This window comes from Lentzea albidocapillata (assembly GCF_000719115.1).
GTDB lineage: Bacteria > Actinomycetota > Actinomycetes > Mycobacteriales > Pseudonocardiaceae > Lentzea > Lentzea albidocapillata.
In genome coordinates, this window is the sequence record NZ_JOEA01000021.1 from 24,359 (window position 1) to 35,727 (window position 11,369).

General features: G+C 64.0%; 10 protein-coding genes. 7 read left to right on the forward strand and 3 right to left on the reverse strand.

The genetic code is table 11. The features are described from left to right. Positions 1–121: 121 nt before the first annotated feature. From IG04_RS0131470 to IG04_RS45670, 3 genes are all read right to left on the reverse strand, one after another. Positions 122–460 (reverse strand): hypothetical protein, encoded by a 339-nt coding sequence (locus tag IG04_RS0131470; RefSeq protein ID WP_030480373.1) that lies wholly within the window; start codon positions 458–460, stop codon positions 122–124. A 140-nt stretch (positions 461–600) separates the two neighbouring features. Next, complete coding sequence (locus IG04_RS0131475) at positions 601–2,787, reverse strand: DUF262 domain-containing protein (RefSeq protein WP_051771058.1); 2,187 nt, start codon at positions 2,785–2,787, stop codon at positions 601–603. 618 nt (positions 2,788–3,405) lie between these two features. Then, positions 3,406–4,539, reverse strand: coding sequence for a diguanylate cyclase (locus tag IG04_RS45670; protein ID WP_084402170.1), 1,134 nt, complete (start codon positions 4,537–4,539; stop codon positions 3,406–3,408). 198 nt (positions 4,540–4,737) lie between these two features. On the opposite strand from IG04_RS45670, the gene IG04_RS44395 reads away from it, so the two are divergent. The 7 genes from IG04_RS44395 (at position 4,738) to IG04_RS45675 (ending at position 11,306) form a co-directional block, all read left to right on the forward strand. After that, positions 4,738–5,508, forward strand: coding sequence for a helix-turn-helix domain-containing protein (locus tag IG04_RS44395; RefSeq protein ID WP_159460523.1), 771 nt, complete (start codon positions 4,738–4,740; stop codon positions 5,506–5,508). Positions 5,509–5,564: 56 nt separating this feature from the next. Continuing rightward, entirely contained in the window at positions 5,565–6,113 is a 549-nt protein-coding gene (locus tag IG04_RS44400; protein WP_144065704.1) for a hypothetical protein, read from the forward strand. Then, the gene (locus IG04_RS44405; RefSeq protein WP_051771067.1) at positions 6,106–7,359 is read left to right on the forward strand and encodes an MAB_1171c family putative transporter; all 1,254 of its coding nucleotides are present in this window, start codon (positions 6,106–6,108) and stop codon (positions 7,357–7,359) included. The genes IG04_RS44400 and IG04_RS44405 overlap by 8 nt, the downstream gene beginning before the upstream one ends. 33 nt (positions 7,360–7,392) lie before the next feature. Further along, positions 7,393–8,790, forward strand: a complete 1,398-nt coding sequence (locus IG04_RS0131505; RefSeq protein WP_030480380.1) for an NAD(P)/FAD-dependent oxidoreductase — start codon at positions 7,393–7,395, stop codon at positions 8,788–8,790. 245 nt (positions 8,791–9,035) lie between these two features. Next, complete coding sequence (locus tag IG04_RS44410) at positions 9,036–9,680, forward strand: prepilin peptidase (RefSeq protein ID WP_144065705.1); 645 nt, start codon at positions 9,036–9,038, stop codon at positions 9,678–9,680. A 10-nt stretch (positions 9,681–9,690) separates the two neighbouring features. Next, complete coding sequence (locus IG04_RS48345; RefSeq protein ID WP_245816714.1) at positions 9,691–10,467, forward strand: hypothetical protein; 777 nt, start codon at positions 9,691–9,693, stop codon at positions 10,465–10,467. A 56-nt stretch (positions 10,468–10,523) separates the two neighbouring features. Further along, positions 10,524–11,306: a hypothetical protein gene (locus IG04_RS45675; protein ID WP_245816715.1), complete on the forward strand. Its 783-nt coding sequence runs from the start codon at positions 10,524–10,526 to the stop codon at positions 11,304–11,306. Positions 11,307–11,369 lie beyond the last annotated feature (63 nt).

An 11,369-nucleotide genomic window follows, 5' to 3' on the forward strand; every position in this document is an offset into this window, starting at 1 on the left:
AGAGGAGCCGTGGCACCCGCCCGATCCCGTCGCTCCTGGTTGGACGGAGGCAGGTTCGACATCGTCGGTGAGGTCGCGGACTGCCGTGTTCGCGAGCTGCAACAGGATTCTGTCCGGCGATCTACCTCGGCAGGGTGAGCGAGGTCTTTATGTCGGCAGCAAGGCGTTGCAACCTACGCTGGTAGAAGTGCATAAGGGCGCCTTCACGCTTGTCCGAGCGAGAGACAAACGCTTGATTTCCCAGGACCACTGGCCGACGCTGGCTCTTGCCGGTACCGACGTTGACAGAGAGCCGCTGCGCGATGTCGTCGACCGCAGCATCGACCATGCCTACCAACACGGCTGGCTCCGCCATCTTGACCTCCTCATCCATGACGAACGGCTGACCGTCTGGGGTTCGGGCGATGAGTTCGAGAACCTTGATCAGACTCTCGCGGTCTGGAATCAACTCGTTGTTCACAGGTGTCCTCCGTAGTAGGGGCCATATCGGCTGTACGGCGTGCAGACCGTAACAACTGTCCAGATTGGACAGCGTGGAGCGAACACCTCTCATGTTCACCACGACGCGGCGGCTGGCGCGTCGACCCAGTGCTTGAACCTCTAGTTGTCCTGACTGGCGATGTGTACGAACGTGACGCGTTCGTCGATCAGGTTGACGTGTGTGGCCTTCCAGCCGGCGTCGCGGATGGCTCGTCCGAGGGCGGTGCCGTCGTAGCCGTACCAGTGCGGGAGGTGGTTGCGTGCCGATGGAGGCAAGGGCCCGTCGAGGATCTGCTCGACCTGAGCGAAACTGAGTGAGACGTCCTCGCTCGGCTGCTGTCTCAGCCAACGCCACAGCGCTCGATACTTGCCGGTATGTGCCCCAGCTACTGCACCATTCAGCTCATCATCGCCGATATGGGCAACGAAGTCAGCGATAGCGCTTATTGACGACGCCTGTGGTCGAACCGCCTCTACAGGCCGGGACCAGATCGTAGCGATGCGGCCGACGAGCTCGCTGGCGCGATCGAGGATATCTTGCTCTGTCCAGGTGGCGTGGTGTTGTGCGACGAGGGTGGCGTTGAGTTTCAGCTGGCTGTGTCGGAGCAGATAGTCGCGTTTGCCTCCGCTGGCCAGTCCTCGCGCCGCGGTGTCCTCGTCGGTCCATGGCCGGTTCGACAGGGTGGGGTTGAGCTTGCCGTTGACGAGGGTGAGGTTCCCCAGTGAGTGCACGAGCTGATCACGCTGTGCTCCGGCGTTGTGGTCGCCGTCGATGTCGGCACCCCAGTGTTCGCGCCATGCTTGGGGCATGACGTGTTCGACGGTCAGGTTTCGTGGGCATGTCTGGCCTTCGCCGAGCGGTCCGCGAAGCGAGTCCTCTAGTGCCTCTAGCAGCATGCGCATGCGGGGCCTGGTCAGAATCTTGTAGATCGGTTGGGTGTCGAGCACGCGGTGCAGGGCGTGGTCGTCGGGCCAGTGCCGGGATTCCGCGTGTTGTGTGGCGAGGACTGTTTCGACGGTGTCACCGGCTCGTGCTGGCCCGTCGTTGTCCAATGCCCGCAGCAGATCGAGGATCATGCGGTTGAGGTCCTTGGCGGTGGCTCTGGTCAGGGCACGCCGGACCATCCAGCTCTCCAGCGCCGTGATCGCCTTGGTGCGCTGCTGAGCCGACATGGCGTCCGCGGGCCAGCGCAGAATCCACAACAGGAAAGGGCTGACCACAGCGGAGTCGAGCGCGCGGATGACCCGGTAGTGGAACACGCCTTCGATGCTGTCCGGCGCGAGGTTCTCCATCTGCTGGTACACCTGCGCGTCGGCCGCGAGTTCGGCGAGCAGGTCGGCGATGGCTGGATGGTGGGTGAACACGTGGTCGCGGAAGTCGGCGAAGACGCGGTCGCCCGCGACCTCACGCAGCAGCTTCATCGTGAGCCAGTGGTTGAGGAACAGATCAATCCTGGGCCTGTAGCGGCGGCCTTGGGCGACGGGCTGGCGCCAGTAGTCGCCGTCAAGGGGTTTCCAGTAGGTCTTGTAGAGGTGGGGGACGTCTGCGCCCTCGGCCTGCGCGAGCTGAAAGATCAGGTTCTTGATGAGGTCGGCCGCTAGCAGTGGACTGCCGCGATGGTTGAGTGTTTCGAAGATGACCTGCGCGTTGTCTCCTGGCTCCAGGTCGATCACGACGATCTTGAGGTGATCACGCAGAGCTCTGACAAGAGCGTTGAGCCGCTGGGCAACCTTGTCTGGGTCGCCGGTCACGTCGGCCCACTCGGTGATTTGGCCGGCGAAGAACATGTGTGCTTGGGCGATCTTTGATGTGGCCAGACTTGGTGGCAGCTGGGTGGCGTTGTCCATGACGGCGCGGAAGGAGTCCTGGTCGCGATCGGTCGGCCAGACCTTGAACACGTGGTCGGAGTGCTCGGCGAGGTTGGCACCGTTGAGGACCAGCGTCTTCAGTGCCTGGGCATCCATGTCAGCGCCGTGCTGTTCAACGACCCACTGGGCGGCGTCGAGCAGTAGTTGCAGCGTGGTCAGGCGTTGCTGTCCGTCGATGATGTGGCGCGTGGCGATGAATCCAGACGGGGTGGTTTGCTGGTCCAGCACGATGGCGCCTAGGAAGTGCGGAGGCAGAGGCGGCGCACCATACGCAGTTGGTGGAGCGTCGAGCAGGCGCTCGGTCAGGGTGCGTATGTCTTCCCACAGCGGCTGCCACTGGTCGTCCTCGGTCCAGACATACGGCCGCTGAAATAGCGGTACCACATATCGGATGTGATGGCCGAAGATGATCGCCGGCGTGTGGGTGTGTGCCTGCACCGAGCCTCCAGTGCTGCTTGTGAAGCCAGCGGCAGCTGGCTCACGAGTTTCTCAACGATGGTCGCCCACGTTGCGGGTCTGCAGCCCCAGGCACGACTCGGGTTGACGAGTCGGCGTGAACGTCCCCACAACAGGACCAGCACCGCGGACGCGGACCACCAGCCGCCGAAATGTGAGCTGCCGGTGTTCATGCTCAGCAGATCGACACCCGCATCACGATCGTTACGGGAGGACGAACCCCAGCGACAAGGTCGCCCGGAGCCGCTCCTCGTGTTACGGCCCAACGTTAGTTTCGAGCAGTGCCTGGGTGATGGACTCACACGGCTCAGCCACCTCCTTGGGCATCGTTGTGGCCGCGTCCTTCATCGCTTCGAATGGACGTGTGCACCAATGCGAGTGCGAGTGGCCAACCCTCGATGCATTCCATTCCGCATCGACCCGGCCGACGTCAGCTCACTCATCGAGGCAAACCGCCGCAGGTGGTCGTCGCGATCTTTCCTGGCCTGTTTGAGCCTGGAGGCGTTCGCAGATGCTGCACCAAGACGCGCTCATGGATCTTGCCGCGCCCATGCGGCCAGCAGCAGGCCTGGGCCAGCAACACGTTCAGGTCGGGACGTCCTAGACAGCGGAGCGCAGAGGTAGCTCATCGGTGCCGCGGGTTCTGGTCGCATCCGCAGAGTGTCCGCGGGCATCTCGGGTCGAACCCCACTGCACGGCTGGCGCGAGTTCCGCCAGCAGTGTTGCAGCCAACGGGGTCAGTTCGTACATAGTCGACTTCGGAAACCGTGCCGGTTGCTCGTGCCGCACGACGAGCTTCTTGTCCTCCATGCTGCGCAGGGTCCGAGTCAGGATGCTGTCGTGCAACCACCGATCCGAGTCGGGTTGCCCAATCGCGGTGTTGTGAATGGTCGCCAAGATCTCGCAGAAGTGCTGAGGGCCGTCAGCGAGTGCGCCGAGGATGGCCGGCACCCATTCGCCTTTCAGCAGCTGGAGCAGCTTGTACAGGCCGAACCAGTACGTCGGTTCTCGAGCTGGAACGACTGTGCGGCAGGTCATGCACGGCGTCGGTCGCTGCAGAGGCACGTAGTCGTGCCGAGACGATCCGGATTTGCTGTGCAACTCGTCGAGTTCGGTATCGAGTGCTGGCGAGGCGATGCGGATCGTGTTACGTCCTACGCGCTTGGCGCGCCGAAGGGCAGCATCGGCCTCGAACAGCAGCTTGTCGACGTCGACATCATCCGCACCTGGTGCGTGAACGGTGATGCCGATGGATGCACTGAATCCGCTGAGGCCCGCATTGATACCAGTGGCAGCGGCGGGGGCGAGGCTGATCGCGGCGATATCTGCATGGATGCGTCGCCCTACGGCGAAGGCATGTTCGGTGTCTGCGCCAGGTACCAGGACGACGAACTCGTCGCCACCGAAGCGCCCCACCAGGTCGGAGTCGCGCACGGCGTCTCGTAGCACCTGGGCGGTTGCACGCAGGACGGCGTCACCAGCCGGGTGACCGAATTCGTCGTTGACGGGTTTGAAGTGGTCGAGGTCGATGATGAGCAGCGTGACCGGCCGACCACGGCGTATGGCCTCGTCGAGGGCGTGTGGGGCGTGAACGTCCCAGCCCCACCGATTGAGCAAGCCTGTCAGTCGGTCCCGGTCCCAGCTCCCGTGCGGCTGCCCGCACGATGCGCACTGCCGGGGTGGCGTTTCACACGGTCGTGACGATGTGGCTATGGCTGTAGTTGGCGCAGTCATCCTGACGGTCCCCCGAACGGTTCTACCCGGCGTCACCCACCGGATTTGTACTGGATTGCTGATTCAGGTTTGTCACCCTTCAGGGCGGTTGAAGGCGAGTGCTCGTGACATTAGGCTGACAAGAGCAAGACTTCAACCAGAATGCGCCGATCTGGTGAAGGAGCAGCAATCCGGTACAAGCTTGGCGGGGTGGGGCGTATGGACGCAGCGACATGGCCTTCGTTCGCCGATGTCCTTGGCCAGCTGTGTTCCACTCAACGAGCCGACACCGGTCGGGCGTACTCCAACGTCGAACTTGGGCAAACCATCGGCGTCACCCATAGCTACATCGCGCATCTGCGCAAAGGACGCCGCGAGCCCACATTGCAGACCGTCCTCGCCTTGTCTGAGGCGTTAGACGTGCACCCGGCGTTCTTCGTCGGAGGCCGCCGTGATCGAACGCCAGACCTGCCTGGCCGTCCGTTCGCAGTCAAGCTCAACCGCTTGTTCTCGCTGGTGCATCCGCCTGGCCAGGGCGAGATCACGCCTGAGGCCGTGGCGACCGCGGTGCGCCGGAGGGCGGAGGCCATTGGCGACGACGGTTGGACGATCGCACCGAACACCATTCGCGACCTGCGCAGCGGCAAGAACCCCAGCCCAAAGCTCAAGCACGTGATCGCCCTCGCTGTCGCCTTCGGTGCGGAGCCCGCCTACTTCTTCGACGAGGAGCTGGCGTCCCGTGTGGAGGAGCAGTTGGAGACCCATCAAACGATGGAGCGCCTAGGAGTCAACGAAGTCATCCTGAGGGCGACAGCGACATCCCATTCGGCCGAGGTGCGGACCAAGGTGGTGCTCGCGCTGGTGCGCGCGTTGCGGCCAGAGGTCGAGTCCGAGGAGTTACGACGGCTGCTGGAGCAGCCCGCTCTTGACCCGTTCGGCGCTCGTGGCGAAGGCAAGCCTGAGGTGATTCGTGATGAAGCGGCCGACTGATGCCTGCGATCTCGCTGTGGCGCCGCGCCAGAGCTGGGGAGGGTGGTGATGCGGCTATGAAAGCTCGGCACCTGCGAGGTTTGCGCGACGAGTTGATCCGCGATTTGGATCTTGCACCCTCGGCGACGACCGAGACCGTGTGTCTCCGCCTGTGTGAGGTGATGGCTCAGCGCCTGCAGCGCGAGGTCAGACTGCGGTTCGACGATCTTGGCGCCGGTGTGAGCGGCCTGTGGGCGATCACCGATGACGATGTTCACGTGGTCATCGTGACCACCGCGCGCAGCTGGGTGCACCGGCTGCTGATTCTGTTGCACGAGATAGCGCACATGCTCTGCGATCACCGACCCATGCAGCTGACCGCGGAGGAAGCTCGTGCGTTGTTCTATCCCGATTTGTCTCCGGACATGCTTCGCATCCTCGCCGGGCGCACCACGCTTTCACGTGCCGAGGAACGTGAGGCTGACCAGGTCGCCGGCGCACTGACGCAAGGACTGATCGACTGGGCCCAGCGGCAGGACACCCCTCCATTCGAACCTGGCCGCGACGACCTGGCCACCAGGGCTTGGTACACACTCGGTTACTCCCCGCGAGGTCGCCATGGTTGACGGGCTCTTCTTGGTGGCAGCGCTGGGCATCGCAGCGTTGGGCTTGTACAAGTACCAAGCGCTGCGCCACGCTCCGGCCGATCGCAAACCGGCTATCCGGCCCGTCTGTGTTTCCTGCCTGTTTGCCGTTCCCGCAGTGCTGCTGGCCGCACCAGCGATCGGTGTAAACCTCGACCGAGTGACCGGTGTCCACAGCCTCTCGATCTTGCTGGGGTTCTGCTTTGCCCTGGGGTTTGTGTGTTCGGTACAAACCATGCTCGTCTACTGGCTGCATCCACCGGCGGCAGCGTGGCGGACCTCGCGGTGGTTGGTGCTGACCTACACGAGCGTTGCGGGCGCGATCATCGTGCTCTTCTTCCTCGGCGACCGTCCTGCCGAGCGTCACCTCGACTTCGCTGCCGCCTATGCACGCGAGCCCTACCTGGCAGAACTGCTGGTTCTGTACTTCCTGTCCTATGCAGTAGGCGTGGCCAACGTCGTCCGCCTGTGCTGGCAGTGGTCCCATCATCCTGAAACCACCGACCGACCTTGGTTGCGTCGAGGACTGCGCCTGACGGCAGTGGGCATCCTGTTCCCGGTCGCCTATGGCGTCATCAGCTTGGCCGCGGTGATCGGCAGCTGGTTCGGTGCCGAGTTGGACTCCTGGAGCAGCGAGATCGCGCCGGCGCTCTCCGTCCTTGGTGTGCCTTTGGTGATAGTCGGCAACAGCATCGCCGCCTGGGGCCCCGGCCTATCGTCGGTATGGGGTCGCGTCACACACCTCAGTGCCGACCTTCGCGACTACCGTGCGCTCGCCGACCTGTGGCGGGCCCTGCGGAGCGTCGAGCCGGAGATGGTGCACACGCCCGGTTCGCTGGCCGATCGGTTCAGCCTTCGAAGGCGACTGTTCTGGCGCGTCATCGAGATCAACGACTGGCTCCACCAGCTCTACTCGCAACGCGATGCCAATCTGACGGCAGCTGCTCGACAGGTAGCACGCCAAGCTGACCTTGACGAGGTGCAAACCGCGGCACTGGAGGAAGCCGTCCATCTCAAGACCGCGTTGGGCCGAACGGCTGGCGGCAGCAGCACCGAATGTCCAAATCAGACTCAGGTTGACGGCACCGATGACGCCGGACATGCCTTCGCCGGCGAGCGTCGACGACTCGTTCTCATCGCCCGTGCCTTCACCAGTCCGCTGAGCGACGAGGCCGTCCTGGCCGCGTCCCAGACAACTCAGTCCCTGCGCGCACAGTCGCATCCCTAAGCCCTGGCAGCCATTCGGGAAGGACGCTCGCCCATGCCCACCGGAGAGCCATTGCACGCAGTCGTCCTGGGAGGCGGGCTCGCGGGCACCCTTGCTGCGACTGTGCTGGCCCGTCATGCCGACGTGGTCACCATCATCGAGCGCGATCGACTGCCCGAAGGACCTGTCCACCGCGGTGGCACACCACAAGCCCACCACACCCACGTACTGGTCTCTGGTGGCGCCCGCGCGTTGGATGAGCTGTTGCCTGGCACTACCCGAGAACTGCTTGATCACGGTGCGCAGCACATCGGCGCGCCCAACCGCCTGCTCGCGTTGGTCTCGAGCGGATGGTACGAGCGCTTCGGGGAGATGCAGTTTCTTATCGCCTGCAGCCGCAGCCTGCTCGACTGGATCGTCCGCCGCCGCGTCCTTTCCGACCCCTGCATCAACGTTCGCCAAGCCACCGATGCCGTCGGTCTGCTCGGGGGTCCGAAGCAAGTCACCGGAGTGCGCGTTCGGGACAGGCCGACCGGGCAGACGAGCGAGATCGAAGCCGACTTCGTCGTCGATGCCACCGGCCATGGTTCCGCCGTCATGCAGTGGCTCGCTGCGCTCGGGGTACCGGCACCGGCCGAGGTGCACATCGATCCGCAGGTCTTCTACAGCACCCGCCTGTACCAAGCACCAGATACCGCCAGGGACGAATTCCCTGAAATCAACATCATGTCCGACCCGGCCCGCACCGACTACGTCAAAGCCGGGGTGCTGGTACCCATCGAAGACGGTCAATGGATCGTCACCCTCGTCGGCACCCGCGACCACCAACCGCCCACCGACGAGACCGGGTTCGCTGCGTACGCCCGAAGCCTGCGCCACCCCATCATCGCCGACCTCATCGGCACGGCCCGACCACTCACCTCACCTCGCGGCTTCCGCATCCCAGGCAACCGGCGCCGCCACTTCCACGATCTACCGGACTGGCCGAACGGACTTGTCGTACTCGGCGACGCCGCCTGCACTTTCAACCCCATCTACGGACACGGCATGGCGATCGCCGCCCGCGGCGCACTCGCCCTCGACGCCGGACTTCAACGGCACGGCATCGGGAACGGCGCTCATGACATCCAACGCGACATCGCCGACGAAGCCGACCTCGCTTGGGAGATGGCCACCCGCCAGGACCTGCGTTACCCGACAACTCTCGGGCCGCGTCCCGGCCCCGTGGCCCGCCTGCAACAACGGTTCCTGGATCGCGTGATGTCGGCAGCAACCGCGCGCCCGGCCGTCGCTGCCGCGCAACTGGATGTCTACACCCTTTCGGGACCTCCCAGCCGTCTGCTGGCTCCTCGCGTCCTTTTGGGCACCTTGCTAGGCCCGCGACGGCGTGCGCGGATCGAACCTCCTCTGACCGCCGACGAACGGCCCGCGTCCTCGCGACCGAGTTCGTAGCCGGCGGCAGGAACTAGGTAGGGCGCTACCACGGTGGTGCCGCTGTCCTGTCCCGAACAGCTCAGCGTTAACCCGAACGAGTGATCGCTCCTCCTGGACTCTCATACTGACTTCAAAGTCAGCGCCTTACGCACGTTGAAGCACGTAGGGGGTCACGGTGTAGACCTTGGAGACAGCTCCAAGTCTCAGATCCCAGAAGCAGGAGGAGGTGTCCCGTGTGGACGTTGACATCGCCGGAAGGCAGCATGTCGATCTTCCTGTTCTGTGGCTTGCTCGGAGCAGTCGCAGGGCCTACGGCCTTGATCCTCAGCCAGTCGATAGCACGCGACAAACCGCTGTCGTGGGATCTCGTTGCGATGATCGGCTGGGTGCCGCTTCTCTCGGCGGGAGCATTTCTCAGCGCCACGTTGATCTACGTGATTCGGGTGGTGCCTCCCGCGGCAGTGGCGGTCGTAGCCTGGCTGGTGATCCTCGGCTTCCTGCTTGCGTTGATCGATTGGAGTTGCCACCAGTTGCCACACCGCGTCGTCGCGGTACTGCTTGCTGGCGGACTTGTCCAGTTCAGCCTCCTTGGAGTCGCGGAGCGCAGTGTGGGACCGCTTGCTCGTGCAGGTGCGGCCGCGGTGGTGGTGTTCGTGGTGTGGTTTGTGATCTACCTTCGGCTTCGTGCGGACCTTGGGTTCGGCGATGTCACACTCGCAGCGACGTGTGCGGCTTTCCTCGGATGGTTCGGATGGCCGTACGTCCTATTCGGACTCACGGCAGGCCTCGTTCTCGCGGCGATCTCGAACCTGGCTCTGCTCGCTTCGAGGCGCATCGAGTCCCGCGACCGCACTGCTCTTGGGCCTGCGCTGATCGTGGGGTCCATTTACACGATTCTTCACGCGTGATGGAGGTGGCGTGATGTGTCTGCTGCTCAAAGGCGACAACCCCGTCACCGCGTACGAAGCACTGCGGGTGCTGCACCGCGCGACCACGATCTTCATGTCGACCGTGGAGGTTGCCCTCGCCGACTACCTCCGCCCGGACATCAGCGTCACGCCTGGTGTGCCGGTCGAGGTGGCCCCGCGCCCTCTCGAGGGCCACCTCGACACCACCTCTCACGTATCCCGTTTGGAGGCCACGATGAAAAGGGCTGTAAGCCTTCTCATTCTGGGAGGCGTGGTGAGCGCACTGACGGCATGCGATCAACGCGCCGCCGACCGTGCAAACGATGGTTCGGTGCCTCGGCCACCGTCGTCATCAACGGGAATTCCTGCTGTCGTCGCTCGAGATCACGCGGTATCGGCCTATCGGGAGATGTGGTCTGCCTTCGCCACGGCGGGGAAGACGTCTGATTGGCAGTCTCCCGCGTTGGGGCAGCACGCAACAGGAATCGCACTGGACAAGCTGACGCGCAGCTTGCGCGCGGATCAGGACAAGGGTCTGGTCACCAAGGGAAGTCCAACCCTCAGTCCTCAAGTGTCCGCTGTGGACCCAGCGAGTGATCCTCTGAAAGTGACGATCACCGACTGCGGCGATTCGACAAACGCGCTCAAGTACCGCAAGGACAACGGTCAGCTTGCCAACGACGTGCCAGGTGGCAGGCGGCTCATCAACGCCATCGTGGAGAAACAAGCGGACGGGAAGTGGAAGGTTACCGACTTCGGCGTCCATGACCTGGGGACGTGTAAGTGATGCGACGAACTACAACAGTGGCAGTGCTAGCAACGATAGGACTGTGCACGGGAACAGTGACGGCACTCGCCGACGACATCTGGGGCGGCACGAACTGCAACCAGTCGCCATCTCCGGTATGCGAAGTCTCGGCAGGTACTCGCCCCGACCACTCAACGAGCCACGGGCACAACAACACCAGCGGCAACGATGCCTCTGGCGACGAAGGTTTCGGCTGCCGCTATGTACCAGTCGACGGTCAGCCGCCGGAGGGTCAGCAGAAGGAGTCTGGTGCTTGGTTCATGGTGCTTTGCTCGCCGGATGGCAAAGATCCTGACTCGCACGGTCCGGTCTGGATTCCTGCTGGCGCACAGCGTCCCGCGACACTCTCACCTGAGCAGGTCGCACAGATCGCCCGGAAGCGGTTGCAGATGCCGCGGCCCACTATCTCGGCAAGTCCGGGCGGAACCCAATTGGTGAACCTCCCGACGTGGTTGTGGCTCTCAGGCGGATGGACGCCGGTCTCGGCCACTGCGTCTGTGCCGGGCGTGTCCGTGACCGCTGTGGCCAAGCCCGTCTCGGTGACCTGGTCCATGGGGGATGGCGGCTCGACCACCTGCAGCGCCTCAGGCACTCCCTACACCGCAGATCGCGATCCGAAGAGCACGTCGCCCGACTGTGGTTACACCTACCGGAAGTCTTCGGCAGGGCAACCTGCCGACGCATTTTCTGTCACCGCAACGGTGAACTGGACCGTGACGTGGTCCGGTGCAGGACAGGCCGGGACGTTCCCGAACATGACGACCTCAGCCGTAGTGGCCCTGCGAGTGGCCGAAAGCCAGGGGATCGCGGCCGGCTGAACGACGCCCCCGCCTGACGACGGCGGGCGCACGCAACGAATACCCGGTTGGAAACAAGGCACG